We start from the raw sequence: 26,831 nt of genomic DNA, 5'->3' as shown, positions 1-26,831 counted from the left end.
TATGCTGCGTTTCGATTACCTGCCAAGCGACTTCCATCCGCTGTTCCTGTTTTTGGGTGAGAGCGAAGACCTGACTGCGTTGGCTGGGCTGCTTCGTACATTTGCAAAGGGACAGGGGCCGCTCAGCGTCGGCGAGCAACTGCCGGCTGCCCGTTCGAAAGCGAAACTGACTATTGTTCCGGAAGAAGGAAGCACGGGCAACTATGGATTAAAGCCTGATGGGCCGGGCAGTTTCCGGTGGGGCCTCAATGCCTGGCAGGCTGAAGAGATTGCGAGACGTATTGAGCTTCTCGCCGCCGCCAATAACAAATCGGGGTCCGAGATCATCGAATTGGGTGCGGAAGACGAGATTCCCGTCAAGATTTCCCTTGGAGAGTTCACGGACGACTTTCTCGTCCGACGCTTCTAGAGCCATTTCGGTTCTGATTGAATCAGAACCGGGCTCTAGGTTTTTGTTTTGACGCGTTTTCTTGACGCGAACCGGTGTCCACTTCGCTGGAAAACGCTCTAACGCGGCAATTCGAGGATAGCGAAGAGGTATCTAGGGCTGTCGTCGAACCTTGCCGGGGCTTTCAACCTCAGGCGCCGCGACCCCAGGACGTCTTGGTCTGTATCCAAGCTGAGTTGAAAGCGTGTTGGCCGCATCTACAACTAACCTGGCAATCTTCGGAACGTCAGTGTCGCTCACGCGTGCGGTCGGCCCGAAAACGCCAATCGATCCGGTGACCTCGCCGTTGTGATTGAAAAAGGGAGCCGCGACCGCGACCGCGCCAAGAATGACTTCGCTTCGGCTCGTTGCATACCCTTGCGCGCGAATGGCCTTCAGCGCGCTGACGAACTCACTTTGCCGTGCCTTGCTGAGGGCCTTACTGATCGTGGTCGCCTGCCTGTCTTCATCAAGAAAGGCAAGGATCGCCTTGCCGGTTGCTCCGACAACCAGGCCGCCTCTATCTCCGATGCCGCGCGCAATGTGCAAGACATGATGGCTCTCCAGTTCGAGAACGCAGATCCGATGGTCGTCTTGCAGAACAAACAGTGCGGCGGTTTCGCCGGTTTTTTCGCGAAGGCTCGCGACGATCGGCCTGGCCACGTCGATGAGCTTGATTCCAGACAGCCACGCATGGGCGAGGTGCATCACGCCATGGCCGAGCCTGAAGCGTTGAGGATCACCTTCGGCAGTGATCAGCCCAGTGCCCGCGAGGGTCTGCAGCAGCCGGTAGAGGGTTGGCCGGCTCAGTCCCACCAGACGCTGGATCTCGAGGACGCTCATCACGGGCGTTTCGGCCGTAAAGCACTGCAAAACTGCGATGGCTCGATCGACAGCCCTGACTGTCGACAGGGATTCGCCGCCGCCCGCTTTCTCCGCGCGACGGCGTTCACGAACTGCGCTGTTCGCGTCGGAAGATGAGGCGGCTTTTCCGGGCTTACGTTTCACGGACGATCACGAACTGATGAATGTTCCTTGTACCGGCCGCCCCAGCGCCGGTCAAACCGGCGCATGTGTTTCAGAGGCGTGTCCTGGGGATCAATGCTCGGCCGCGACGCCAACTTGCGAAGGGGCCGCCCTTCGAAAGGCTCCTTCCAGCAGAGCCGAACCATCTTGACGCTCCGCAACTGACCCTCTAGCGTTAAGAATGAACATGATGTCCATACAATGGACACATCGGCGCAGGCCGGCATAAAAGATGATAGGGAGAAACGGATGAGCGCGATCTCGCGTCGGACGGTTTTGCTAACCGGCTTGCTGGCTCCGACGATTGCTTACGGTCAGCATTTTCCCTCGCGTCCTGTCACGATCATCACGCCATTCGCTCCCGGCGCGTCCAGTGATGGGGTGGCACGCATCCTGGGAGAAAAGCTCGCGCAACTTCTGGGGCAGGCCTTTGTTGTTGAGAATCGGCCTGGAGCAGGGGAAACCACCGGACTAATCGCTTTGGCGCGGTCGAGTCCCGACGGTCATGCAATAGGAATTGGGGCTACGGGAGCGCTCGTTATCAATCCTCATGTCGCCGATGCGAACGCGAACTTCGAACCGCTGCGCGAGCTCACTCCAATCGCAAAGCTCGTCGATATTCCCCTGGTGCTTGTTGCCAATCCGGACGCTGGTGTCCGGTCGCTCAAGGAACTGATCGATCGCTCCCAACAAAAGACGGACGGGTTTTCCTACGGCTCGACGGGTGTGAACTCCTCGCAGCACCTTGCGATCGAGCTTCTCAAGAAGGCAACCAAGGCAAACCTTGTTCATGTGCCTTATCGCGGGAGTGCTCCCGCCATGACCGACGTCCTCGGCGGCCAAATCCCGCTGTGTTCGGTAGACCTAACTTCGGCGCATCCGCACATCAAGGCAGGAAAGGTCGTGCCCCTTGCGATCATGTCGGCCCGGCGGGTTGATTTAGTCCCCGATATTCCAACGGTCGCAGAACAGGTGATGCCAAACTTCGAGGTCAGCGCGTGGCTTGGCATGTTTGGGCCGGCAGGTATTCCGAACGACATCGTCGTGCGGGTGTCGGAACATATCAAGGCATCGCTGGCTGATTCCACGGTGCGCGAGCGGGTGCGCCAAATTTCTTGCGTCGATGCCTATCTCGACTCATCGCATTTCGCGGCTTTTCTCCAGAAGGAGTCAGCCAAGATGCGCGATCTGGTCCGCCCAGGCTGACACTACAAGCGTGAATAACTGAGAGGCCGGTTCTAGCAGTGCATTAATGGCAGTCGACCATCGCATGCCGGCTGCTGGCAAACATTTGGAGAGCACCATGAAGGGACTTCGTCGCACCTGGTCGCTGCTGAGCCTTGTAGCAATAGCCACCATCGCCTTGCCATTGATTGCCAACGCACAATCACAAGCGTCCTCTTCCTATCCGAACCGGCCAGTTCGCCTTGTCGTCGGCTTTGCTCCGGGCGGTAGCAATGACATTCTGGCACGCGTGCTGGCCGAAAAATTGCAAAAGGCCCTTGGCCAGCCGGTGATCGTGGAGAACAAGGCAGGAGCGGGCGGGGCCACTGCGGCAAGCTTCGTCAAGAGCCAGGAGCCGGACGGATACACGCTCATGGTTGGAGCGAGTGGCGCGATGGTCGTGGGACCGGCCGTTTCGGCGCAAACGCCCTATGACACCAAACGCGATTTCGAGCCGATCAGCATCCTGGCGACTTTCCCTCTCGTATTGGTCGTCTCGGCGGATGCGCCCTTCAAGTCCCTGCCTGATTTCGTTGAATGGACGAAGAACAATTCGTCCAGTGCAAACTATGCGAGCGCCTCTCCAACGTTCACGCTCGCCTTTGAACTCCTGAAACTCAAAACCGGCGCGACACTGCAGCGCGTTTCATATCGAGGCACCAACGATGCGGTAGTGGCGGTTCTGTCCAAGCAGGTGACAGCGGCGATGACGGACACGCTTCCTGCCATGCCGCTGATCCAGGATGGTAAACTTCGTGCCCTGGCGGTGACAGCATCAGCCAGACTGCCGCAGTTGCCAAATGTCCCCACGACCGCGGAAGCTGGCGTTGCCGGTGCCGAAGCCATCTTTTGGACAGGACTGTTCGCGCCCAAAGGTACGCCGAAGGAGATCACGGCGCGCCTTGAAGCCGAAGTGCATAAAGTAATGCAGGAAGACGAGGTACGCCAACGTCTCCGAACCGTCGCGACAGAGGCGGCGAGCAGCACGTCACCAGAGTTCGCCGCGAGGATCGCGTCTGAGCTGCAGTCGTGGAGCGCGATAGCAAAATCGGCGAATGTTCAACTCGACTAATGACAGCCCGGAGCGTGTGAGCGCCATTTGGAGCTATGGATTGATCCTGCCCTGGGGGGAGCGAATTTCCCTTCAGTATGACACCATGACCTCAAGCAGCGTTTGCCGCCGAGAAGTGCGCACGTGTTCGAATGCGCGTTTGAGCGCGCTGGGCAATTCCTCGCCCCGCTCAACTCGCTCGGCGTGCGCGCCGTGCGCGCGCGCAATGCCACAATAGTCAGGAGATGGTTCTAATGACGTAAGCGGCATTTTATTCGCATGAGCCGCTGCACCGTTCGGATACATGCCTACTGTAGCGCGCCGGACTGCGTTCCAGATCCCGTTGTTGAACACGATGGTGAGAACGGGCAACCGGTGTGCCGACGCCATATGATGGCAGGCGACCGGGTTCGAAAATATGTACGAACCATCGCCCACGCAGGCAATGACTTCGCTGGCCGGATCAGCAAGCTGCGCGCCGAGGGCTGCGGGAAGCGCCCATCCAAGTCCGCCTGCTTGTGGAACGGTGAAAAGCGTTCGAGGCTTCTCGAACGTCATCGCGACAGGGTCACATGCCAACTCGGAAAACACGACCGCAGAAGGATCCTTGGCTTGCGAAATGCAGTGGCTCACCCAGGCCGGGCTCATTGGCGAGCCGCTGCCTGCTTCGATCCGGCTTCGAATCTGCTGCCGGATGGTGTCGCGGCGGGCACGGACATCACGACGCCGGTCGCTGATCTGCGTCCTGTCCAGGTCCTTGTGCGTGGCTAATGCCTCGTCGAGGGCTCTTACCGCCTCTGCCGGGCCGCCCGTCAACAAGACATCAAAGGGATAGCCGCGCATTGGAACGCGGGAAAACAACGGGTCGGAGCCAAGCGCGATGGTTTTGCAACCCGCGGGCGGCGCCACCTGGTCAGGAATCCATGGGACCATCGAATCCAGCACGAGCACGACGTCGGCTCTGCGCAGCCAATCCGTCGGATCCCGGCCAATGTGCATGGGATGGGCAGTGGAAAGCGAGTTACGCGTTGCCCAGAATTCGCAGGTTGGCAAGGCATACCGATCCACGAATGCTGACAACGGATCGAAATCGCCGCAGCCGGTGCCTCGCTGCGCAATGACGAGAGGAGACTTCGCGTTCGCAAGCAGTTCTGCGGCTTTCTCGACAGCGTCGTTAAGCGGCCGGCCCAACTGTGCGGCTACAGACTTGCGGGTTCGAACATCGGAAGCAGAGATCTCCGCCAGTGCTTCCCTCGGGAGGCTGAGATACACCGGGCCTGGCGGATCGCTGGTAGCCAGTGAAACCGCGCGTGAAACGACTTCAATGGCTTGGTCCGCATACCGAAGCTCATAGTCCCACTTGACGATCTCCCTCACCATCGCGGCCTGGTCGCGCATCTCCTGGCCCCAGTGGATCGGGGTTGTTCGGCTACCGGGCCGTCCTGTCTCCGTGATGGGCGTCCGCCCTGAGCAGACGATAACAGGGACATTGTCTGACGCGGCGTTGATAATCCCCATGGTCGCATTCGCAAGTCCAACGTTGACGTGAACCATGACAGCTTGGGGGCGAGCCGTAACGAGAAAGAAGCCATGCGCCATGCCCATGGCAACCGCTTCGTGCGACACGAGAAGTGGCGTGGGAAACGACAATTGTGTCGTCGACGCCCTGGCAAAGGCTTCGATGATGGGCGGAAAATCTGTCCCAGAGTTCGAGAACAGGTACTCGACCCCGCTTGCTTTCAATTGCGAAAGGAAAGCCTCGGCACCCGAGAGAAAGCCAGCTTCGCTTTCTCGGTCAGCCTTCTGGCCAGCGCCCGATCCGAGAGCATGTCGTGTGCGTTCCGTATCCATCCCATCGCTCCCTTGATGCCGATCGAACCGCCGCGCTTTCGCTGTTGGAAAGAACTGGGACGGAGATCCGATACAGTTTCATGTCATTCTTCGGCTTGCCTAGAAGACGATGTCCGTATAGTGGACAGTGAGATCATTTTTGTACAGCTTGAGGAGCGGGTCGCGTGATGTCAAGCGACGAGGGTCCTTACAAAGCGATGGAGGGAATGCGTTGAGCGACTACCGCGGCAGGACCATCGCACTAAGGCTGTTCACCGGTCATCGTCTGCAGAGAGCCCCGAGACTAGATCAATGAGCAACGCGCCTGTTGTTATTATTGGTGGCGGTCCCGTCGGATTGGGACTCGCCATCGAGCTTGGTCAGAGGGGCATCAACTGCACGGTCGTTGAGCGCTACAAGCAGCCGCAACGCATCCCCAAAGGCCAAAATCTTACGCAGCGCACCATGGAACATTTTCACTTCTGGGGCGCGGAGCAGCAGCTCCGGGCTGCGCGAACGATTCCGCGCGAATACGGAATTGGCGGGCTCACTGCCTACAAGACACTTCTCGGCCAGTATACGTATGATTGGCTCCAGCGAGAGCTCGTTCGCCCCTTCTACTTCACTGATAACGAAAGATTACCACAATACGCAACGGAAGCCGTTCTGCGCCGGCGCACTAGCGAGATACCCGCAATCCAGACTCTGTATGGATGGACCGCCGAAAGCGTGATCCAGGATGCTGGCGGCGTCGATGTTGTGGTTGCCGAGCGAGAAGGGGGGGAACGCCGGACACTAAGGGCCGGCTACGTGGTTGGTTGCGATGGCAGCCGTTCGCTTGTCAGAGAACATGCAGGTATCAGTCAAACCCGTTCGGAGCATGACAAGCTCATGGTGCTCCTCGTCTTTAAGTCGCACGAGCTGCACCAGCTTTTGGAGCGTTACCCCGGCAAGTCCTACTACAACGTCCTTGACCCCGAGCTTAAGGGTTACTGGAAGTTCTTCGGACGTGTAGATCTCGGAACAACCTGGTTCTTCCACGCGCCTGTGCCGCTCGGCACGACGAAAGACAGTTTCAATTTTCGTGCATACCTCCATTCCGCCGTCGACGCCGAGTTTGACCTCGAGTTTGAACATATCGGCTTTTGGGAGCTGCGGGTTGCGATCGCAGATAGCTACCGAAGGGGGCGGATTTTCATTGCAGGCGATGCGGCTCACAGCCATCCGCCCTATGGCGGCTATGGGGTCAATACCGGCCTGGAAGATGCGAGGAACCTCGGCTGGAAGCTCGCCGCCGTGTTTGACGGATGGGGCGGAGAAAAGCTTCTTGATTCCTATGATGAAGAGAGGAGGCCAGTCTTCAAGTCGACTGCGCGGGATTTCATCGAGAAATCTATTGAGACGGACAGATCCTTCCTGGCGGACTACAGTCCGGAGTTGAACAAGGACGCGTTTGAAAAAATGTGGGAAGCGCGCCGCTCCGGTGCCGTATCCGAAGTCAATGCCTTCGAACCAAATTACGAGGGCTCGCCGATCGTGTCGGGCCCCGCTGAGGGCAATTGCAGTGCGATTGGCGCGCATTCATTCACGGCGCGCCCTGGGCATCATCTGGCTCCCGCGCATTTGTCGGGTGGATGCAATGTCTATGATGAACTGGGAAAAGGCTTCACGCTTTTGGCGCTGGATGTTGATGATGCTGCGGTAAAGGCGTTTGCAGCGGCGGCCAAGGCGCTCAATGTGCCTCTCGCGGTGATCGAGGACCGCCGCACCGGCGAGCGCGCGCGTTATGAGGCCTCGCTGGTACTCGTTCGACCGGATCAATTCGTCGCGTGGACGTCCAGCGGCGGCGAAGTCGATCCGGCGGCGATTCTCAAGCGAGTGACAGGCGAGGGAGCCATGTCGATCCCGCCCGTCGAGGCCTAGCGGGCAATCACGCTATCTGGTGGCAGTGGCGCACTCCGCCAAAGACGAACTGAACGGCGACTGGTAGAGCCATGTCAAGTTATCGCAAAAACTCTCAAGGCTCATGTCGCGGATCATCCGATTGCGTTTGGCGTGAAGAATTCACTGATCGCCGAATTCGGCATGGAGAACGGAGGCGGGCGAAGCCTCGTATATCATTTCGGGCTGAAGCCGGCGGCCCGGACCTCGGTACGCAACCAGGCTTTCACATAAGGAGATAGGCATGTCGGTATCCACAGACTCTTACAGCGGAAACAAGGTGTCGCGCTCGCTGGATTCAGGGGTCCTCTTGTTCGCACGGGTCGCCATCGCGCCGCTGTATCTGTATAGCGGAATCGGCAAGGTGCTGGCGTTTTCGACGACTGCTGGCCGCCTTTACGGTGGCGCCGACGGATTCGGCGCTGTTCTCGCCGCAGGCGCCGTTGCGGTCGAACTCGGTTGCGGCACCGCGCTTCTGCTTGGGCTGTTCGCGCGTCAGGCTGCGGTCGCGCTCATCTGCTTCACCATCGCGGCAACGTTGATGTTTCACAATTTCTGGGCTGCTCCCGCAGCGCAGACCGTTATGCAAACAATCAACTTCCTGAAGAATCTCGGGTTGATTGGCGGACTTGCCCTAGTCGCATATTATGGTGCCGGCAAATATTCGGTAGATGCTGCTCGCGATCATGGATAGCAGCGAGATCTGCACGCGAGCAGGCCATGAGTTCCGAAAACTTGGCCAATCCAGCGCGTGCGCGCAAGGCGGCCCTTCAGATCCTCGATCTCGGCTTCGGGTATGTCGAGCACGAACGGATTTGGAGGCCAAGCAAAGTTCCCAGGAATCGTTCGGCTGGAAGGAAACTGATGAGCACGCGGCGCGCGAATCGGCCGGATTTCTGCAGGGCGCGGGCTACGAACTGTTCCGCGGACTTTCCCGCCCGCTGCCAAGAGCAAACAACAGCATCCCATGGTCAGCGTGCGGGACCGCCCAATAGCCGCTCAGCGTGAAAGGTCCAACCGTGACCTCTCGTCGAACCTCTTGCCTGATCAAGGATCAAATCGTGGCATGGATAGTTATTCCGTTGGCTTTATCCGCAACGCGATGACGCGGGGCGACGTTCCGTCAGGAACTGCTTCGTGGACTATCCGTCGGGTCTTTGTCAGGGCGATACGCCAATGCCTGAAAAGCAAAATCCAACACGTCTGCATTCGGATGGTCCCCGGACCTATCCCGGCGAGTGGGCACGTCAGGGCGAGATCATTCTGCGCAAGCCGTGGATGCGTGTGGTTTTCATGGCCGGCCTTGTGGGCTGCATTCTTCTGGTCCTGGGCATTCGGATCGCTGCGGGGCCCTGATGGATACCCCGGTCATCTTCGCCCTCGAGACCAGTCGTGCCGAAGGAGAAGGCATCGCCAGTTGCCTGGGTACTGGTCTGGCCGAACATGAAGAAAAGCGCTTCGATGATGGCGAACGCAAGCTGGGGCCGGTCGCGGACATACGCGGTGGGCAAGCGCTCGTCGTCCAGTCGTTGTATGACGGGCCTTCGCGCAGCGTGCATGACAAGCTCTGTGATGTGCTGCTCTTCGCAGGCTCTCTGAAAGATTCCGGCGCGGCGCGCGTGATCCTGATCGCGCCCTATCTTTGTTACGCGCGGCAGGACCGGCGCACGAAATCGGGAGAGCCACTATCGCTGAGATATGTTGCGCAAGTGCTCGAAGCAGCCGGCGTAGATGCGATTGTCGCACTGGACGTGCACAATCCCGCCGCTTTCGAGAACGCGTTTCGGATACCGGCAGTGAACATCGAGTGCACTCAGCTCTTCGCCACGCATTTCGGGAAAGCCCTCGCCGATCAGGATATCGAGGTCATTTCGCCCGATATCGGCGGCCTGAAACGCGCCGAACATTTCCGGGACGCCCTCAGCACGATCATGAATGAAGACGTCGATTTGGGCGCGCTTGGCAAACGGCGGATAGATCACGTCGTCAGTGCCGAGGAGATCCCGGGCGGCGTCCGCGAGCGAACGGTGGTTGTTTTTGACGATATGATCGCCACCGGCTCCACCATGCTGCGTGCAGTGAAGGCCTGCCGCAAGGGCAGGGCGGCCTATGTCATCGCGGCGGCTACACACGGCCTATTCCTACGCGGCGCGGAGGAGCTCGTTGCGAGCAGCTTGGTGGATCGCATTATTGTCTCGGATACGATACCGCCCTTCCGTCTCGACGCGCGCCTGGTTACGGAGAAGGTCACGATCCTTTCCGCGAGCCAAGCGATTGCAGACGGGATTCGCAATATTGCCGCTATTTAAGTGTCGTGCCAGCCGAGCGATAGCGAATTGTCCGGCTTGAGGATGACGTAGGTGCGCCAAGGCGATCGAGGTTTACTCTACGGCTGCGGCGATTTGATCCCCACTACGAAGGCATCGGCGGCTATGAGCAATTCCGGAGCGAGCCTGCCGACCGCGCCTTTGTGCGCGGACGTCGCAAGAACCAGGTGGCATTGATGGCCGCCTGATCAGCAATCATCGGGTCTGAGTTGGGTAGCCGCCTTAGTCGACGCATTCATGTAGTGGTCGGACGTTCCTCTGCTACGCCGCTTCCGACGAAGCCGAGCGGGCCAGCCACCTTGCCGATCCTATTTCGCTAAGGGGCTGCTTGAGAAGGTCGGGCTGCATCCGCTGGACCAGTCCTGGATGTGCCCTGTGTCCCGGATGCACCCAGCGAAGAGTCTTGGATGGTCCGATCGAGCTCCTGCTTGAGGGAGAGGTATTGCAGCATATCGGATAGTGCCAAGATGCCGCGCAGACGTCCCTGTTCCACGACGAGCAGCCGGCTGTGCTGGCCGCTCTGCATCTTTACGAGTGCATCCAATGCTTCCAGATCGGGAGGAACAATGATTTCCGACGAGCAGGGGTGCATGACGTCCGCCACTCGGATTCGTGTGCGATCGCCCGGTGGCAGATCGCGCACATCCTTCGCCATGATACAGCCGACAAGCTCGCGATCCCGCAGCACCGGGAAGGCTTTAAAATAGTAGCGGTAGAAGTACTGCTCGATCAGATCGGCGATCGAAAGATCGGGCGCCACTCCGATAGGATTGCGCTGCATGAGCACTGAAACCGGAAGCCCCGCGAAGGTGCGGCGAATCGCCAAGTCTCGCCGCGCGGCACCAGCGGCGCCGTGCAGGAACAATCCAATGAAGGAGAGCCAAATGCCCGCGATCGGGTTCCCGGTTGCGAATTCCAGGATTCCATACAGGATCATGGCAATGCCGAAGAACTCGCCCGCACCCGCCGCGATATGCGTGGCGCGGCCAAAGTCGTTCATCCAGCCCCAAAGCCCGGCGCGCAGCACCCGTCCACCGTCGAGCGGGAAAGCAGGGATGAGATTGAACAGCGCCAGAATCCAGTTGAGATCGCCCAGATAATCGACAACGCCAAATGCTGCTGGCGACAAGGCTTCCTGGCCTGCGGCCGCGACTGCGAGCAGGATGGTACCAAGCACCATGCTGGTAATCGGCCCGCCGATCGCCATAAGAAACTCGGCCTTGGCGCTAGTCGGCTCCTTGTGCAGTTCGGCGACGCCGCCGAAGATGAACAGCGTGATGCCAGTGATAGGCATGGCGTAACGCCGCGCAATGAGCGCATGGGTCAGTTCGTGCAGGACGATCGAGATGAAGAGTCCGACCGCGCCGGCCAACCCCATCCACCAGTAGGTCGCGGTTGACAAATTTGGGACGATGCGCGGGAATTCGCCGAGAGCCAGCGTCCAGGTCAATAGTGCTGCCAGTATGAGCCATGACGCGTCGATCCACACCGTAAATCCGGCAAGGGTGAGAACCTTGATGCGGTGCAGGAACATCGGCTCCTCTTGTCCGCCAATTGGCGAAGAACACCCTACCGGTTCAGCAAGTTCCAATTTGGCCGTTTGTTCTCGGCAGCACTCCCTTTGTGGAACTGTCCGGGAGGTTTCGATGATCGATCCCGAAGGTGCGGAGCGCAATTTCGTTCGACCCGGCACCCTTTAGGACGAGCTCTGCTGCATTGACCGGAAATAGTGCTCGGCGTGCTGGAAGTAATTCTCGGCGGCGATCGGGTCGCCGGCCAGGGCTTCGGCGCGAGCCAGTGCCAGGTAGCGTTCGTAGTTCCTTTGTGCGTCTTGAGGAGCGCGCGCCTGGTGGCGAATCCCTGCAGGTTCGGTCTTTCGGAACTGGGATCTTCGCGGTCTCACGTCGCGCGCCATTTTCTTGTTTGGACGCGGCTGTGCGGTCGAGCGGTTGCGTTCAGATAGTGTCTTCATATCAGTCTATACCCGTCGCGCCGGCGCAAGCCGTGCGACTCTGGTTTGGGGATGTGTCAGGTATAAATGTAACAGCGGTCGGCCATTACGCTGCAATGGCGCAGCAGTTCGGCTTCGATGGCTGTACGGAAAGTTCGCAACTTGGATTCAAACCAAGTCTCGGTCGAACGGATGGCCCGCTGACTAGCAATTATATGGGAAGTCAGAACGCCGATTTCAATGTTGTTTGCAGAGGCAGTCTCGTTCAAGACGGCGGTGCGTCGCAGTCCCCAGACGCAGCCTGATGGCGGTGTGTCTGTGCAACGTTCCGAAGAACGGGCAGGCGACGCTAACCTGCGACCATTGGCAATTAGGAAGCCGCCGTAGGGGAAGACAGTGGCGGCGGGCCGCTTCGGGACAGGGATGTTTGGAGCCGCTTCAGCCCGGTTGCGGGCTGGCGGCCGGAGAAGGATGAGGAAGCAACGCAATGTTGTGAGCCGCGGCCATCGCCGAGGCGGCCGCGATCAATTCTGAGACGGAACCCGACCAGAGGCCTTTCGGGCTCAGCGCGATGAGACCCTTGTCGAGCAAGTGTCGTTTGATCATTCGATCCCTCCATACCACATCTAAATCAAGGAGCCCGGCTATGACCCAGGTGCAGATACTGGCCGGTTTTGTCGAGCGCGCGCGTTTTGCCGACCTCAGCATTGCGGCCGTGGAGCAGCTGAAAATCCGCGTGCTGGACACCATTGGCGTCGCGCTGGGTGCACTTGACGCCGGCCCCATCGGCGCCATTCGCAAGCTTATAGCCGAACTCGGTGGTCGCCCCCTATCAACCCTCATCGGAGGCGGCAAGACCGCGCCGGACCGGGCGGCCTTCTTCAATGGCGCGCTCAGCCGATATCTCGATTTCATGGACAGCTATCTAGCCGAAGGCGAGACCTGTCATCCGTCCGACAATCTCGGCGCGGTTCTGGCGGCAGCAGAGATGAAGCAGGCAACCGGGGCGGACTTTTTGACCGCGCTCGCAGTCGCATATCAGATCCAAACCCGTTTGAGCGATGTTGCTCCGGTACGAAACAAGGGGTTCGACCACACAACCCAAGGCGCCTACGCCGCAGCGGCCGGAGCTGCCAAGGCGCTCGCTCTCTCGCGCGATCAGGTTGCCAACGCAATCGCCATCAGCGGCACGGCGAACAACGCGCTCCGCGTGACCCGCACCGGCGCGCTGTCGCACTGGAAGGGCCTCGCCTATCCGAACACAGCCATGGCGGCAACATATGCTGCGTTGCTTGCGGCACGCGGCATTACCGGACCGGAGGCGGTTTTTGAAGGCAATAAGGGGTTCATGGAGACGATCGCTGGGCCATTCGAGATAGACTGGTCGAAGGAAGATCTGGAGCGTGTGCGCCTTACCATATTGAAAAAGCACAATGCCGAAATCCATGCGCAGTCGGCTATCGATGCGGCCCTGGATATTCGCGCGAATCCGGACTTTGCAGCCATCGCGGTGCGGGCCGTGCGGCTCAAGACCTTTGCGGTGGCCCATCAGATCATCGGTGGCGGAGAGGAAGGCGACAAACGAATTGTGCGAACAAAGGAGGAGGCTGATCACAGCCTTCCTTATATGCTGGCGGTTGCCCTTATTGACGGCCAGGTGCAGCCCGAGCAGTACGCGCCCGATCGCATAGCCGGCCCCGATGTTCAACAGATGCTGCGCAACATAACCATTACGCCGGAAGCGCGGCTATCGGCACTATTCCCACAGCGCTTGCCAGCCGAGCTCGAAGCGGAGCTGGAGGATGGCACCGTCTTTTCCGTGCAGCGGGAAGATTATCACGGTTTTCACACCAGTCCCTTTGATTGGACGGCAGCGCGAGCCAAGTTCGATCGCGTGAGCCGTACCTTCACCACCGCGGCGGAGCGGGCGGCGATAGCCGACGTAATCGCTACGCTCGACGAACGCCCGATCGCTGACCTGACGGAGTTGCTCGGCGATATTCGCTCGCATGCCGCTGCCACATGATATCCGTGCGCGTAGAAGGACGAGACCGATGACCGAGACCACATTTTCTTTCATCCCCCGGGCGGCGCGCTCGGCAAAGCCGCGCAAGACCGGACTTACCGAAGTTCGAGGACCCTATTACAGCGCTTATGGTCCGCGTCATCTCGCCGATGTCTTGGAGACGGTCGGCGCCTGGGTCGATGGGATCAAGTATGCAGGCGGGTCGTTCGCGCTGATGCCCGCGGACGCTGTGAAGAGCATAAATAGGCTGGCACACGATCAAGATGTTTACGTGTCGACCGGCGGCTGGATCGAAAATGTGCTGCGTTTTGGACCGGAAGTGGTTGATCGCTACATTGAGGAAGCCAAGGCTCTCGGCTTCGATGTCATTGAAATCTCGACCGGCTTCATCAGCTTACCAACGGATAGCCTCCTACGCCTGATCGAGAAGGTGAAAAGCGCCGGGCTGAAAGCCAAGCCCGAACTCGGCATTCAGTTCGGCGCTGGGGGTAGCACCGCGGCCGAGGAACTCGCAGCCGAGGGCACCAAGGATGTCGGCTGGCTGATCGCCCAGGCCGAGCTCGCGCTAAACGCCGGCGCTGACATCATCATGATCGAAAGCGAAGGTATCACCGAAAATGTGAGCGCATGGCGCACCGACGTGGTGGCCCGTATCATCAATCAACTTGGGCTCGAAAAGGTCATGTTCGAAGGCGCCGATCCCGCGGTATTCGAATGGTACATCAAGAACTATGGAAACGAGGTCAATCTGTTCGTCGATCACAGCCAGATCATACAGCTCGAGGCGTTGCGGTCCGGCATCTGGGGCACCAAGAGCACGTGGGGCCGCATTCAAAACTTTGCTCCATGAGTCGTGCAGCCGGGAATCGCTATGGAAGTCGTCATTTCACCCAGAGCCTTGGCATGCTGTGCGCCGCGGGACGCGCGCGTCGGTCTCGGCGGAACCGATCCGCGGTATTCCCTCCCAAGGGTCGCCAGCGACGAGCTCCGGCCGGCCTCAGGAGCATCTGGGGCATTTGCTGTCCAAATTCCGGAACCAGCGATCGCTAGCGGGCGTTTTCCGATGCCGAGCGGGGACCGCAAATGACGCTGACCGCCTATCGCAGGAAACGCAATTTTCGGAAGACGCCAGAGCCGCGGGCGAGGGCGCATCGAAGGGCGAAGGAGCTGATCTTCGTCGTCCAAAAGCATCGCGCCTCGCACGTGCATCATGATCTTCGACTGCAGCTGGACCGCGTGCTCAAGAGTTGGGCCGTCCCCAAAGGCCCGCCCAGAAGGTCTGCGGACAAGCGCCTCGCCGTGCAGGTTGAGGATCATCCCTACGCTTACAAGGATTTCGAGGGAACGATACCCGAGGGCGAGTACGGTGCCGGGACCGTGGAAAAATGGGACGCAGGAACCTACGCCGCTGAAGGCGCTCACAATCTTGCGGAGAGCGAGCGATCCATGCGGGCAGGGTTGCGGCGAGGGCGCATGAGCTTCGTTCTCAATGGGAGCAAGCTCAGGGGAACGTATTCGCTCGTGCGCTTGAAAAGCCCGAAGCAATGGCTGCTGATCAAGAAGCATGCGAAAAAGTGACCTGAGGCCGATGCTTGCAACCCTGATCGACGCACCGTTCGACGATAAGGAGTGGATTTTCGAGACGAAATGGGATGGCTTCCGTTTGGTTGCAAAAACCGAAGGCGGAGACGCTTCCCTCTATTCGCGCAATGGCAATGACGTGACCAGACGTTACGCCGCGATCGCCGAAGCGCTCCACATTATCAAGCGCAAAGCCGTGATCGATGGCGAACTGGTGGCCCTCGACGCGCACGGCCGATCGCGGTTTCAACTGTTGCAGAACGCCCTGAAGGGCAAAGCGCGCCTCCGATATTACGTCTTCGATCTGCTCTTCCTCGACGACAATGATTTGCGCGGCGCACCACTGGTCGAGCGCAAGCAGCGCCTGCACGCTATTCTGGGCAGCCATCCATTGATCCGTTTCAGCGTCCATCGAAAGAAACACGGCCAAGCAGCATTCAACAAGGCAAAACGCGCGGGCGAGGAAGGTGTCATCGCCAAGCGTGTGTCCGGTCGGTATTATTCCGGCAAGCGCACGAGAGAATGGCTAAAGATAAAGACCGGCCACGAGCAGGAAGCTATCATTGTTGGCTTCACCGCACCGCGCGGCAGCCGCAAGCACTTCGGCTCACTGGTGCTGGGCGTGTACGAGAAGGGTAAACTCGTTTACGCCGGTCACAGCGGCGGGGGCTTTTCGACCGAAATGCTCGCGACGCTGCATGCCCGCATGGTGAAGCTGAAGACCGGCCAGCAGCCATTCACGGACGTTCCGCACGAAGCCCAGACGACGTGGATCAAACCGCGGCTCGTGTGCCAAGTGAAGTTCACCGAATGGACTCGCAAGGGCGAGATGCGTCATCCCGTGTTCCTCGGCCTGCGCACGGACAAGCCTGCGCGGCAAGTCAGGCGAGAGCGAGCATGACCGCAAATTTTACCAATCTTGACAAGATTTTCTGGCCGAAGGAGCGGTACTCCAAGGGCGACGTGATAGCCTATTACGAGAAGATTGCGCCTTACCTGCTACCTTATGTCAAAGACCGGGCCGAAGCCCTCAATCGGTTTCCAGACGGCATCAAAGGCAACCATTTTTTTCAGAAAGACGTCGATCCCAAGCGACTGCCTCGATTCGTCAAGAGCGTTTCGCTGCGCGCCAAAAGCGCTGGAAAGACTGTGGACTACGTGGTCTGCAACAACAAGGACACTCTTCTCTATCTCGCCAACCTCGGCTGCATCGAAATCAATCCATGGTCTTCGCGCATCGCGCATCCCGACAAGCCGGATTTCATGATCCTTGACCTCGATCCGAGTAAAGGTGACGTTTTCGACGACGTTATCGCCGTTGCACAAACGGCGCGCCAGGTCCTGGAGGGGTTGCGCGTGAAAAGCTACTGCAAGACCTCAGGCAAGAAGGGGATCCATGTATTGGTCCCATTCGGCGGGAAATATACCTTTGCGCAAGTCCGTCACTTCGCGAAGCTGTTGGCTGAACGAATCGAAGCCGAAATACCCGCTCTGGCCACAACGCAACATCGAATCGGAAAACGGCGCGGAAAAGTCTACCTCGATTATATGCGGAATGCGATCGGCCAGACTGCGGCGGCGCCATATTCGCTACGACCCTGGCCGGGTGCGACGGTTTCAACTCCCCTGGATTGGCGCGAAGTAAGAAAGGGTCTGAATCCGCGGCGATTTACCATCAAGACCATCTTCAGACGACTGAAAACCAGAGGCGACCCGCTGAAGCCAATCCTTAAACAACGAACCGACCTGCATCGCATCGTCCGCAGCCTTGAGAGGGACTCGAAGGCGCGCGCTAGCACCTCGCGATCATAAGCCAGGCCAAAGTGATCTCGCCCGGGCGCGCCCCGCCAGATTGCCGCCAGGAGGCCGCTCAAGAGCTCGCTGACAAAGGGCTGCTCGCCAGCAGGGATTCGCATGCGTCCCTAGGCTGACTTGGCATCCAGGACGAGTCGGGGCCGACGACGCCCTTGCCTAGTAGCGCCTAGACTGGATGCTCGACTAAACAAGCCTGGCTATCACTGATACTGCCATTGCTGGCGTTCCGCGACCCGCACCATCGCGTTTGCCGGCGCGGCTATTGCTGGTACTTTTGATATGTCTCCGCTGCCGGTGGCAACAACGGGTATTCGCCGCCGGCGAGCGGTCCGCCAAGCAGTTTGACCACGCTTGATCGGCAGTTCCATGGACGATCGAGATTGCACCGGTTTTCTCCAATGGGCGCTCGCGCAGCGCGATTTCCGCTGGCCCGGTTTTCGTAAGGTGCGCCGCCAAGTCTGCAGGCGCCTGAACCGGCGAATCCGCGAACTCGGACTTGCCGATTTTGCGGCCTACCGCCGCCACCTCGAGGCCGATCCGGCCGAGTGGATGGCCTTTGATAATTGCTGCGTCGTGACCATTTCCCGTTTCTATCGCGACAGGAGCGTGTACGAGACCTTGCGCGAACGCGTGCTTCCTAAGATCGGGGCGCGGGCCGTTCGCGAAGGAAGAATGGTCCGCATCTGGTCTGCCGGCTGCGCGTCTGGCGAAGAGCCATACACGTTGAAAGTCATCTGGGACTACGATGTAGCGCGTGAGTTTCCCGATGCGTCGGTGTCAATCGTGGCGACCGATATCGATGAAACCGTTCTCGCAAGGGCGCGGCGAGGGTGCTTTGAGCCAACCAGCCTCGGCGAATTCCCGCCGCGGTTGATTGAGCAGGCATTCGACCGGGTCGGGCTCCTCTACTGCATCAAGCCGAAACATCGGGAAGGAATTGAATTCCTGCCTCAGGACTTGCGGAGAGGGGGACCAGCATGGACGTTTGATCTCGTTCTTTGCCGCAACATCGCGTTCACCTACTTCGCGGAATCGTTGCAACGTCATGTGCTGAGGGGCATCATGGATCGCCTTGCGCCGCACGGCTATCTCGTCATTGGAACGCATGAGCGGCTGCCGAGCGTCGAGCCGATGTTGAGACCCCTGTGTGGCGCGCCGCAGATTTTCGAACGGATTGAGGTCGCCGAGCGTTGAGTTTTCGTACCAATCCTACGATCGATTGCCGCTGCCCAGGGCAGGGTCTGGTGACATGAAACTGACATTTCTTGGAACGCGCGGCGAAATTGAAATGCGCTCGCGCCAGCATCGACGTCACAGCGCGCTGCTGATTGAGCACGGTAGCTCGCGCATCATGATCGACTGCGGTACCGATTGGCTACATCGTCTTCGCGCAATCGGCCCGACGGCGATTGTCCTTACACATGCGCACGACGACCATGCGGCAGGTCTCGCCGATGGTGCCCCTTGTACGGTCTATGCGACCGCGGCAACCTGGAGATCGCTCCGTCGCCTGCCGATCGCCGAGGGGCGGAGGCTGCCGTTGCGAAGGGAGGTGCAGATCGGCGACGTGCGATTCAAGGCCTTCCCGGTCCAGCATTCGGTCCGTGCTCCTGCCGTGGGCTATCGGGTCTCGGCGCCCGGCTGTAATTTCTTCTATGTGCCGGACGTTGCCGGATTGCCGAAGCCTTCCGATGTGCTTCACCGGATCGACCTCTATATCGGCGATGGCGCGACCGTAAGCCGCTCAATGGTGCGGAGCAAGGATGGCGTGCTGGTGGGTCATGCTCCCATTGTCCGTCAGCTCGACTGGTGCGCGATAGCGCACGTTAAACGGGCCATCTTCACACATTGTGGATCGCAGATCGTACGAACCGGCGCGCGGGTCGCCCAGTTTTTGGTGCGCCGGCTGGGCCGCGAGCATGGGATTGATGCACGTGTTGCTCGTGACGGAGACCGCCTGACCTTCGGGTCTAGATCGGATAAACTGATGCACCGAAATCAACGCGCACGAGTTGACCGTAGCTGATTCTGCCGCAAGCGTTCGTTGCTGCATAGAGGCTGCGCGCTTGGACGGGTGCTTTAGATGTGGTCAGCGATGTTCCGCAAGCGGAGCCATGCCTAGGTTACTAGGTCGATCTGCTCGTCTTCATTCGAACTGCGGATGATCGCAGTCGCCTCCATGTGAGCAGGATGATGGAGTGACCTGCGGTTAAAGCATGAAGAATAGTCCGGACGGTCAATCATTGACATCGAACTGCAGGATCGTAGTCGCGTTGGTTGAAGAAATGGCTAGATCGGGAGTGTTGCTCATCACAGACCTCTCGTCGGAACCACAGACTGGTGAACGCGTTCTAGTGCGCATTTTGAAGTACGAGCGCCGACCTCCCATGGCCAGATGGGTTACGGCTCGTGCGCCCATTCAAGAGGGAACGTTCGGGGGTTTTACAGATGAATAGTTTGCCGAGCGGGCTTCTGACGGATCTGTATCAATTAAACATGATCCAGGCCTATTTGGAATCGGGCCAGACCGACACCGCCGTGTTCGAGTTCTTCGTCCGCAAGCTGCCGCCGCCGAGGAGCTTTCTCGTGGCAGCAGGACTGGAGCAGGCACTGGAGTTTCTCGAAAATCTGCGCTTCTCCGAAGAAGAGCTAGACTGGCTTGCAAGCAGCGACAGGTTCAGCGCGCGCCTGGTCGACTATCTCGCCAATTTCCGCTTCAGCGGCGACGTACACGCCATGCCGGAAGGAAACGTATTCTTTCCCAACGAGCCGATTCTTCGGGTCACGGCCGCGCTGCCGGAAGCGCAGCTCGTCGAGACGCAGCTGATCAATATATTGCATTTCCAGTCACTGATCGCATCAAAGGCGGCTCGCATGGTGCTTCTCGCGCCGGACAAGCTGCTGGTTGATTTCGGGCTGCGCCGAGCGCACAGCGCGGAAGCAGGTCTGATGGTCGCCCGCGCAAGCTATATTGCGGGTTTTGCAGGCACCGCGACCGTTCTTGCCGAGAAATGTTTTGGCATTCCCGTGTACGGTACAATGGCGCACTCCTTCATTCAGTCATTCGATGACGAACTAGCGGCCTTCGAAGCTTTCGCTCGCGTACGGCCGAAAGACCTGGTTCTCCTGATCGATACCTACAATACCGAGACGGCGGCGAGAAAGGTGGTAGCGCTGGCCTCTCGGTTGCAGGCGCGTGGAATCACAATTCGAGGCGTTCGCATCGACAGCGGTGATCTGATAGAGCTCTCGAAGAGTGTGCGGCGAATTCTGGACGAAGGTGGGCTCAAGGAGACGATCATCTTTGCGAGCGGCGGCATTGAGGAAGACACGCTGGCCGCGTTCGCGCGGCAAGGCGCTCCGATCAACGGAATCGGGATCGGTACCAGCGTCGCAACCTCGTCAGACGAGCCAGCGCTCGATTGTGCATACAAGCTGCAGGAATATGCTGGATTGCCGCGACGCAAGCGCTCGACAGGAAAGGCAACCTGGCCGGGGCGCAAGCAGGTATGGCGACGCTATGGCCCTGACGGACGCATGGTTTCAGATGTGTTGTCGGTGCAAGATGACCACCATGACGGCGAGCCATTGATCGGATCTGTCATGCGGGCGGGCCGCCGAATAGATCGTCAACCGTCGCTCCAGGAGATCAGGTTGCACGCACGTCAACAGCTGAACGCGTTGCCGCAGGGATTCGAGGCATGTGGGCCAGCGCCTCCCTATCTTGTCCATATCGCACCAAGGCTCCATGAGCTGGCAGCCGCTGTCGACCTGCGGATGAAGTAAGCGACTTTTCCTTGTGAAACTTTCGCGCTGGTCGCGAAAGCCGGTCGTATCTCGGATAATTGGATAGCTGGTGGACCGGCGGAATTAATCGACGCTGGCCGCGATCTTTTTGGCCTTCGGCGGGCGTTTCGGCTGGTTGTCCGCGCCGGCTTGAGTGTTGCGGACGGCCTTGATGCTTGCCAGTAAGTTGTGTGGTGCCCGAGGGAGAATTAAAGTCCACAGGAGGCCACAAGGATCGGGGCAACAAGGCAAAGTTATTGTTCAGCGCATCCCAGCGTGACGCGCTGCATCGATCGGCTCACGGCCGCCTCTTCTGATCATGAGGTCGCAAGTGCGTCGCGAATCCTCTTCGCATTCGATTGGAGATTCCTCGGGTCGCCCGTTGTCCGGCCCGGAGCAGGGTAGAGCCAAATGTGCGCATGCGGTACTTCTTCACCGAGAATGCGCGCGTGTATTTCCGGACAGAATGCCTTCTGCATGGCCCGCGCGATCGTTCGCACCACTTCGAAGTATGCGCCGACATCCGGCACATCCCAGACCCATCGAACGTGGCTCTTGGGGATCACCAGGGTATGACCTGGCGACTGTGGACGAATATCGAGGAACGCAACATATTCTCTGTCCTCATAGACGATAGTAGACGGAACCTCGCCGCCGACGATCTTGCAGAAGATACAATCGGGCATCGTTCACCTCGGCCGTCTTTGTTCAGTTGAGCGTCGTCGTGTGGCTGAGAGCATCGGAACTTCATCGGGGCCTCAGCCATTTCGGAACCACCGAAGGTATGCGGTCGTACCGCTTTCATTGCAGTTACCGATGAGCCATTTAGTTGATCTTCGCTAAGCTGCTTTGCAGAATGCCGATGTCATAGCTGATCATGTGCATCAGTTCCAATGGTCGCGATCTCGCAATTCTGGGCGCAAACCGACCTATATCATGGCAGTTATTGTCTGTGCAGTTGGCAGAGGTGCCAAACGACGGGCAGCAGAAGAGCTTAACGGGATGGGCGAGCTGATAATGGCAAGGAAGCCAGGGGCGCGATGCCAGATTGATATCGGCATGCATCTCACCGCCTAGTTACGTCTTAAATACATCCCCAGAACGATGCCTTCTTGAAATGTGTCGAGGGGGGCTCATAAGTGTAATGCTGGCGAGCATTCAGTTGACCGGGAGCGCAGCTTGCTGGCGGGCCTCGCACGCGACAGAGTGTCTACCTGCGGATCGACGGGACGGGAGCTGCAGCAACCGATCATCGCGAACCGGATAAGGGGGACATAAGTCGCCGACCGAACGAGGCGGACCGAGGGCCCGTGCAGCCTGTGACAAATGCTGCGCGCATAGCACGTTCGCGAATGCCGCCAATACGGTGGGCAGACGAGATCGGGACTGGGTTCCATGATGGACACAAAACGCCGAAGCAGTTTTACTGGTGCTGCGGAGCTTGTCGCGCACGCGGAATCGGCGGCCGACTATCTCAAAGAGCTGTGTGCGGCCTGCGAAAATGGCGACAAGACAGCAGCGCGAAAAGCACTACGTGGAGCTATCAGCGAGCTCGAGGTGGCACGAGCCCTCCTACGTATCGGACTCGAGTGACTGTGTGTGTTGGCATCTGGCGACAGGGGCTATTCTTTTCCCAGCGGTCGAAGCCGCAGCGGAAGTCGGCATAGAACGGCTCCGCCGCAGCCGCGATGAGGTCCGCGGCGTCAGCCGAGAGGTCGGGTTTGTCTGAAATGGAAGCCGTTCGGAGTGAACCTGCGGGCCACGGCGCGCGCCTTGTCCTCGCAGGTCTCCAGCGCGATCTTCTGGGCGAGCATGACGTCTCCGATCGGCAGCGCGCCGATTGGCATGAAACACAACCCCTCCTGCAAGCGGCCTCTTTCGTCAATCTCACACACGTTCACCGAGGCTCCGGCGTGAATCCTGTACCGCTTTCCACTGTCGCTTCCGACGACCTCAAAGTAGCCCCTTCTGCCGAACTGCTCCCGCTGGCTCGGCGACAGCCATTGTTGCAATAGCCGCAGCGACCGGCCCTCCGGCGTGCCCTCGGCGCCGTGCCTGATGAAGAGGCTTCGCGTCGCTCTCAGGCGGGAGCGGGCACCCGGCAGCAACGGTCGAAAACCAAACATAGCGACTAACCGCCGACCAACCTGGGGAAGAAGAGGGTTTGTTCCGCAGTGGCGTCGAACATTCGGATCTGCGAGGTCTGACCGGAACTCGTCCGGACCGCGGCGGTGAAGCCGGCCTTCGTCAGCTCATAGAACCGCTGCTCCGCCTTCGCCACTTCCTGTACGTCGTCGGGGTTGAAAGGGTGACGGCTGTCGCCGGTGCGGTCCATCACGATCTGGATTGCCATGATCGTCCTCCTCGGATTGATGATAGCCAAAGGACCCCACCCAGTATCGGACCGACCTGACGGACTTTCAATAGAAGAACACTTCAATCGGAAGATCCAGCTCGGGCGGCCCGCATTCAGGCCGGCGAGCACTCCGGGCAGGTATCGCCGATCGAGTCCAGCAAATCCCGAACCTCTGGGACCGCTTGCTCCGGAGAGAGAGGCCGCACGGCGGTTCCTTTCGGGCGATGTCGAAGGCACTCTGCCGGGCGTGCGGATCGCCGCGATCCTGCATCCAGCCGTGCTCTTCGCATTCGCAGATGGCGCCAGCCTCCTGCAGGACGGAGATCGCCCAACCGCGTAGCGTCCGGATCACGGGCCGCGTTCCTTGAACATCAGCATTCGAAATAGGCCCTGCTCGGGACGAATCCTGACGCCCCGTCATCGGTTCCGGCTGCCAGAGCAGGGATTCGAAAATTGAAGATTGTGCTGCTGTCTACGTGCTACCGGTGCACGAGGCCCAGCCCGCGTGTTAGGTCTGTCAACCCCGGCTACGGTACGGTCCTGCATCCAGCGGAGCCCTTCACGCTCGCTGTGATTTTAATCTTTCTTATGGTGCGAGAACCGACCTATATCGCGGGCCGGAGGACGCAAGGATGTTTGGAAAAACGCGACGAGAAGAGACTACGCGAGCATGACGCCGAGGCGGCTCAGGCGCGATACGAGCGGAACAAGCGTGCCGGCAACTATTTACGTTAGGATCGCGGACTTGAAGAAAGTGCCGCGCGAAAATCTGCCGGATGCGGTGTTCTTGCTTTTCATGGAGGCAAAGCAGCAAAGCGAGCTGATTCGGCGATCGATAAAGGACCGTACCCACTATGACTTCAATTTCGGTGGGATGACCGACGGCGACCTCGCGACTTACCTTGCTCAGGACGCTGCGTACGCGCTCCGGGATCACGTCACAAATCCGCAGACGTTCTTCGAGGTGATCTCTGAGCAATTGCCCGACGTACATTTCACGATCCAACAGCTGGATGGCGTTTCGATGGTTGCCGCGATGATCCGTGAGCAGCGGCTGGACTGCTCGCCGGTCATCCAGATCAATTGCTCTTGGCGCACCACCTGTCCGCCCGTAAAATCGTTCATGCGGGTGACCAGGGCGATATCGACTTCGCCGCGCTTCACGCATCCGACCAGCGGCGTTGAAAGCGAGCAGTTCAGCTCGAGCTGGACGCGCGGAAAGGCCTTGCGAAAGATCTTGAGGATCGACGGCAGCATGAAGGCGGCATAAAGGTCGGGCGTGCCGAGCACGACGTGCCCGTCGATGTCGGGCAAGGTGAGCTGCGACAGCAGCTCGTCGTGAAAACCGAGGATCGACCGCGCATAGCTCAGAACCGTCTCACCCTCGGCCGTCAGGAACAGCCGCCGGCCTTCATGAATGAAGATGGCCTTTCCGGTAAGTTTCTCAAGCCGTTGCAATTGAAGGGTGATTGCGGGTTGAGTACGGCCCAGCCGCCGTGCGGTCTCGGTGATGCTCCCGGTCTCGACGACTGACATCAGCGAGCGCAGCATCCGTATGTCCAGGTTGATCAGGTTCATGGCTCTGCTCGTTGTCCAGCCAAGGCAGTTTCATGCAATTTTCGTGCTTGGACGCGAAATGATGGTGCCAATAAAGGAGGCGTAGTGCGCCTGTCAGTGCCGGACGAGCCGATGACGGGATTGATGATGCAGTGGCGTTTATCGAGCGCAAGGCTGTTGTGTGACGGGCTTGGATTTGGGTCTCTGATCGGTCCTCAGGAACAACGGTTCAAAGTACGTCGGCTAAAGACTGTCCGTGCAAGTCGATGTTGAGCCCCTGCAAGCCTTGGTCGCTGATTTCGCCCCCCATGGCTTTCAGGCTTTCCTCGCGGATCAACGACATCAGGCCGCGTCTCAGCGCAAGGAATTCCGACGACATCATCATAGATTGCTGGCGAGGCCGCTCCAGCGGAATGGGAATTTCGGCCTTGATTGAGCCGGGCCGGGCCGTCATGCAATAGACGCGGTCGGACAGGAAGATCGCCTCGTCGATGTCGTGTGTCACGAACAGGACCGAGATTTTCAGCCGCTGCCACATGTTGGTGAGGATTTGCTGCATGATGACCCGTGTTTGCGCATCCAGTGCGCCGAAGGGTTCATCGAGCAGGAGAACTTTCGGCCCTGTCGCCAGGGCGCGCACAATGCCGACGCGTTGCTTCATGCCGCCGGAAAGGCGGTCGGGATAGTGTTTTTCGAACGCTTCGAGGCCGGCCAGTCCGAGCAGGGTGCGTGCGGCTCTCTCGCGACGGGACCGGTCCATGCCGCGCATCTTCAGTCCGAACTCGACGTTCTCCCGGACGGTCTTCCAGGGGAAAAGCGAGTATTGCTGAAACACCATGCCGCGCTCGGCGCTCGGGCCCTTTACCTCTTCGCCATCGACCGTGACCGTTCCTGCGGTTGGCTTCAGGAAACCTGCGACCGCGTTCAACAACGTGGATTTGCCGCAGCCGGACGGCCCGACAATCGAGACGAATTCGCCCGGCTTGACATGGATCTGCGTGTCGGTCACGGCGGCCACGGACCCGTCGATGGTTTCGTAGCTCAGTGCAAAGTTCTTGACCTCGATGTGGCCGGCCGCCGCCTTCGCCTCGATCACACTCATGTGCGTCCCCACGGCATCGCGAGCCTTCCGGCGGAGCGGATCAGCAGGCTGGACGTCAGGCCGAGTACGCCGATCGCGATCATGCCGAGCGCGATGTCGGCGTACTGGACCAGCGAATAGGCTTCCCAGGTGAAATAGCCGATCCCGTACTGGCCGGAGATCATCTCGGCCGCGATCAGCGAAACCCAGGCAACGCCCATCCCGACGGTAAGCCCGGTGAAGATATGCGGAAGCGAAGCGGGAAAATATACTTCACGAAAGATGGAGGTTTCCCTCGCCCCGAGACATCGTGCGGCCCGAACCAGAACCGGATCGACCAGGACCATGCCGTGCAGTGTGTTGACCAGAATGGGAAAGAACGAACCGAGGAAGGTAATGAAGACAATGCTCTGTTCGTTTGTCGGCCACAGCATGATCGCCATCGGTACCCAGGCGATGGCGGGGATCGGGCGCAGCACTTCGGAGACCGGGAACACCACTTCATGGATCAGCTTGAAGCGACCCATGACAAGACCGAGCGGCACGGCGATAAGGGTCGCCAGCGCGAAGCCGAATATGATTCGGCGGCAGCTCAACAGGATGTGCATCAGGAATTTGGGGTCGTGGATTGCTTTTGTGAAGCTGTCGTAGACGTCAAGCGGCGATGGGACGTTGGTGAAGCGCACGAAGAACACCACGCGGTATTTCGTCAGCAGGTGCCAGACAATCAGAAATGCGACCAGGGAAAGGGCGCCGATCAGCGTCGCCCGCAGCCGGCTCTTGTTGAGCCGGTACCAGCGCGCCACCATGGCGGCGAAGGTTGCGGGCTCGTGGACGGGCGCAGCGGCGGCA

Annotated in this window: 27 protein-coding genes and 1 pseudogene; 16 read left to right on the top strand and 12 right to left on the bottom strand. The window is 59.3% G+C overall.

Annotation, left to right across the window (positions count from 1 at the left end):
* The first annotated feature begins 1 nt into the window (after nt 1).
* Nucleotides 2–409, top strand: coding sequence for a hypothetical protein (locus tag YUO_RS41650; RefSeq protein WP_063830319.1), 408 nt, complete (start codon nt 2–4; stop codon nt 407–409).
* Nucleotides 410–541: 132 nt separating this feature from the next.
* Here the strand turns inward: YUO_RS41650 and YUO_RS41645 are convergent, their stop codons facing one another.
* A complete protein-coding gene (locus YUO_RS41645; protein WP_051379627.1) occupies nt 542–1,435 on the bottom strand; it encodes an IclR family transcriptional regulator in 894 nt (297 codons plus the stop codon).
* Nucleotides 1,436–1,702: 267 nt separating this feature from the next.
* On the opposite strand from YUO_RS41645, the gene YUO_RS0124960 reads away from it, so the two are divergent.
* Nucleotides 1,703–2,659, top strand: a complete 957-nt coding sequence (locus tag YUO_RS0124960) for a Bug family tripartite tricarboxylate transporter substrate binding protein (RefSeq protein ID WP_028349725.1) — start codon at nt 1,703–1,705, stop codon at nt 2,657–2,659.
* Nucleotides 2,660–2,756: 97 nt separating this feature from the next.
* Nucleotides 2,757–3,749 (top strand): Bug family tripartite tricarboxylate transporter substrate binding protein, encoded by a 993-nt coding sequence (locus tag YUO_RS0124955; RefSeq protein WP_028349724.1) that lies wholly within the window; start codon nt 2,757–2,759, stop codon nt 3,747–3,749.
* A 72-nt stretch (nt 3,750–3,821) separates the two neighbouring features.
* Here the strand turns inward: YUO_RS0124955 and YUO_RS0124950 are convergent, their stop codons facing one another.
* Entirely contained in the window at nt 3,822–5,579 is a 1,758-nt protein-coding gene (locus tag YUO_RS0124950) for a thiamine pyrophosphate-requiring protein (protein WP_028349723.1), read from the bottom strand.
* A gap of 291 nt (nt 5,580–5,870) precedes the next feature.
* Here YUO_RS0124950 and YUO_RS0124945 point away from each other — a divergent pair, with 291 nt between their 5' ends.
* The 4 genes from YUO_RS0124945 (at nt 5,871) to YUO_RS0124920 (ending at nt 9,808) form a co-directional block, all read left to right on the top strand.
* Nucleotides 5,871–7,481 carry an FAD-dependent monooxygenase gene (locus tag YUO_RS0124945; RefSeq protein ID WP_028349722.1) on the top strand — a complete coding sequence of 537 codons (1,611 nt, stop codon included), beginning with the start codon at nt 5,871–5,873 and terminating at the stop codon, nt 7,479–7,481.
* A gap of 262 nt (nt 7,482–7,743) precedes the next feature.
* Entirely contained in the window at nt 7,744–8,193 is a 450-nt protein-coding gene (locus tag YUO_RS0124935) for a DoxX family protein (RefSeq protein WP_051379625.1), read from the top strand.
* Between the two features lie 443 nt (nt 8,194–8,636).
* Nucleotides 8,637–8,855 carry a YdfR family protein gene (locus YUO_RS45025; RefSeq protein ID WP_235782820.1) on the top strand — a complete coding sequence of 73 codons (219 nt, stop codon included), beginning with the start codon at nt 8,637–8,639 and terminating at the stop codon, nt 8,853–8,855.
* Nucleotides 8,855–9,808: a ribose-phosphate diphosphokinase gene (locus YUO_RS0124920; protein ID WP_051379623.1), complete on the top strand. Its 954-nt coding sequence runs from the start codon at nt 8,855–8,857 to the stop codon at nt 9,806–9,808. Before YUO_RS45025 ends, YUO_RS0124920 begins: the two co-directional genes overlap by 1 nt.
* Before the next feature lie 334 nt (nt 9,809–10,142).
* On the opposite strand, the gene YUO_RS41640 is transcribed toward YUO_RS0124920, so the two are convergent.
* The 3 genes from YUO_RS41640 to YUO_RS46470 all read right to left on the bottom strand — a co-directional run bounded on the left by YUO_RS41640 (nt 10,143) and on the right by YUO_RS46470 (nt 12,383).
* Nucleotides 10,143–11,360, bottom strand: coding sequence for a site-2 protease family protein (locus tag YUO_RS41640; RefSeq protein WP_051379622.1), 1,218 nt, complete (start codon nt 11,358–11,360; stop codon nt 10,143–10,145).
* Between the two features lie 162 nt (nt 11,361–11,522).
* Complete coding sequence (locus YUO_RS0124910) at nt 11,523–11,798, bottom strand: DUF4167 domain-containing protein (protein WP_028349718.1); 276 nt, start codon at nt 11,796–11,798, stop codon at nt 11,523–11,525.
* A 417-nt stretch (nt 11,799–12,215) separates the two neighbouring features.
* On the bottom strand, nt 12,216–12,383 hold the full coding sequence (locus tag YUO_RS46470) for a hypothetical protein (RefSeq protein WP_156908755.1): 168 nt from the start codon (nt 12,381–12,383) through the stop codon (nt 12,216–12,218).
* 40 nt (nt 12,384–12,423) lie between these two features.
* Here YUO_RS46470 and YUO_RS0124900 point away from each other — a divergent pair, with 40 nt between their 5' ends.
* The 8 genes from YUO_RS0124900 to YUO_RS0124865 all read left to right on the top strand — a co-directional run bounded on the left by YUO_RS0124900 (nt 12,424) and on the right by YUO_RS0124865 (nt 20,985).
* On the top strand, nt 12,424–13,803 hold the full coding sequence (locus YUO_RS0124900; RefSeq protein ID WP_028349717.1) for an MmgE/PrpD family protein: 1,380 nt from the start codon (nt 12,424–12,426) through the stop codon (nt 13,801–13,803).
* 28 nt (nt 13,804–13,831) lie between these two features.
* Nucleotides 13,832–14,653, top strand: coding sequence for a phosphosulfolactate synthase (locus tag YUO_RS0124895; RefSeq protein ID WP_028349716.1), 822 nt, complete (start codon nt 13,832–13,834; stop codon nt 14,651–14,653).
* A gap of 233 nt (nt 14,654–14,886) precedes the next feature.
* Complete coding sequence (locus tag YUO_RS41635; protein WP_035727561.1) at nt 14,887–15,381, top strand: DNA polymerase ligase N-terminal domain-containing protein; 495 nt, start codon at nt 14,887–14,889, stop codon at nt 15,379–15,381.
* Between the two features lie 10 nt (nt 15,382–15,391).
* Nucleotides 15,392–16,285 (top strand): non-homologous end-joining DNA ligase, encoded by an 894-nt coding sequence (gene ligD / locus YUO_RS0124885; RefSeq protein WP_235782819.1) that lies wholly within the window; start codon nt 15,392–15,394, stop codon nt 16,283–16,285.
* Nucleotides 16,282–17,196, top strand: coding sequence for a non-homologous end-joining DNA ligase (gene ligD / locus YUO_RS0124880; protein ID WP_028349714.1), 915 nt, complete (start codon nt 16,282–16,284; stop codon nt 17,194–17,196). Before ligD (YUO_RS0124885) ends, ligD (YUO_RS0124880) begins: the two co-directional genes overlap by 4 nt.
* Nucleotides 17,197–17,565: 369 nt before the next feature.
* A complete protein-coding gene (locus tag YUO_RS0124875) occupies nt 17,566–18,393 on the top strand; it encodes a CheR family methyltransferase (protein WP_028349713.1) in 828 nt (275 codons plus the stop codon).
* A gap of 55 nt (nt 18,394–18,448) precedes the next feature.
* Nucleotides 18,449–19,225, top strand: a complete 777-nt coding sequence (locus YUO_RS41630; RefSeq protein ID WP_063830316.1) for an MBL fold metallo-hydrolase — start codon at nt 18,449–18,451, stop codon at nt 19,223–19,225.
* Nucleotides 19,226–19,647: 422 nt separating this feature from the next.
* Nucleotides 19,648–20,985, top strand: a complete 1,338-nt coding sequence (locus YUO_RS0124865) for a nicotinate phosphoribosyltransferase (protein WP_028349712.1) — start codon at nt 19,648–19,650, stop codon at nt 20,983–20,985.
* A 317-nt stretch (nt 20,986–21,302) separates the two neighbouring features.
* On the opposite strand, the gene YUO_RS41625 is transcribed toward YUO_RS0124865, so the two are convergent.
* Nucleotides 21,303–21,671, bottom strand: coding sequence for an HIT family protein (locus YUO_RS41625; protein ID WP_051379621.1), 369 nt, complete (start codon nt 21,669–21,671; stop codon nt 21,303–21,305).
* Between the two features lie 709 nt (nt 21,672–22,380).
* On the opposite strand from YUO_RS41625, the gene YUO_RS47270 reads away from it, so the two are divergent.
* The gene (locus YUO_RS47270; protein ID WP_235782818.1) at nt 22,381–22,578 is read left to right on the top strand and encodes a hypothetical protein; all 198 of its coding nucleotides are present in this window, start codon (nt 22,381–22,383) and stop codon (nt 22,576–22,578) included.
* Between the two features lie 110 nt (nt 22,579–22,688).
* Here the strand turns inward: YUO_RS47270 and YUO_RS0124845 are convergent, their stop codons facing one another.
* From YUO_RS0124845 to YUO_RS0124820, 6 genes and pseudogenes are all read right to left on the bottom strand, one after another.
* Entirely contained in the window at nt 22,689–23,111 is a 423-nt protein-coding gene (locus tag YUO_RS0124845; protein ID WP_028349709.1) for a hypothetical protein, read from the bottom strand.
* 5 nt (nt 23,112–23,116) lie between these two features.
* Nucleotides 23,117–23,338: a hypothetical protein gene (locus tag YUO_RS0124840; protein ID WP_028349708.1), complete on the bottom strand. Its 222-nt coding sequence runs from the start codon at nt 23,336–23,338 to the stop codon at nt 23,117–23,119.
* 116 nt (nt 23,339–23,454) lie between these two features.
* Nucleotides 23,455–23,719: pseudogene (locus tag YUO_RS47895) on the bottom strand (hypothetical protein).
* A 555-nt stretch (nt 23,720–24,274) separates the two neighbouring features.
* The gene (locus tag YUO_RS41615; RefSeq protein ID WP_235782817.1) at nt 24,275–24,919 is read right to left on the bottom strand and encodes a LysR family transcriptional regulator; all 645 of its coding nucleotides are present in this window, start codon (nt 24,917–24,919) and stop codon (nt 24,275–24,277) included.
* Nucleotides 24,920–25,127: 208 nt separating this feature from the next.
* On the bottom strand, nt 25,128–26,000 hold the full coding sequence (locus YUO_RS0124825) for an ABC transporter ATP-binding protein (RefSeq protein WP_028349707.1): 873 nt from the start codon (nt 25,998–26,000) through the stop codon (nt 25,128–25,130).
* A complete protein-coding gene (locus tag YUO_RS0124820) occupies nt 25,997–26,788 on the bottom strand; it encodes an ABC transporter permease (protein WP_051379635.1) in 792 nt (263 codons plus the stop codon). The genes YUO_RS0124825 and YUO_RS0124820 overlap by 4 nt, the downstream gene beginning before the upstream one ends.
* Between the last annotated feature and the right edge of the window lie 43 nt (nt 26,789–26,831).

It is taken from the genome of Bradyrhizobium murdochi (assembly GCF_000472965.1).
Classification (GTDB): Bacteria; Pseudomonadota; Alphaproteobacteria; order Rhizobiales; family Xanthobacteraceae; genus Bradyrhizobium; species Bradyrhizobium murdochi.
Note: the sequence above shows the minus strand (reverse complement) of the source record. Positions and strands in the feature narration are given on the sequence as shown.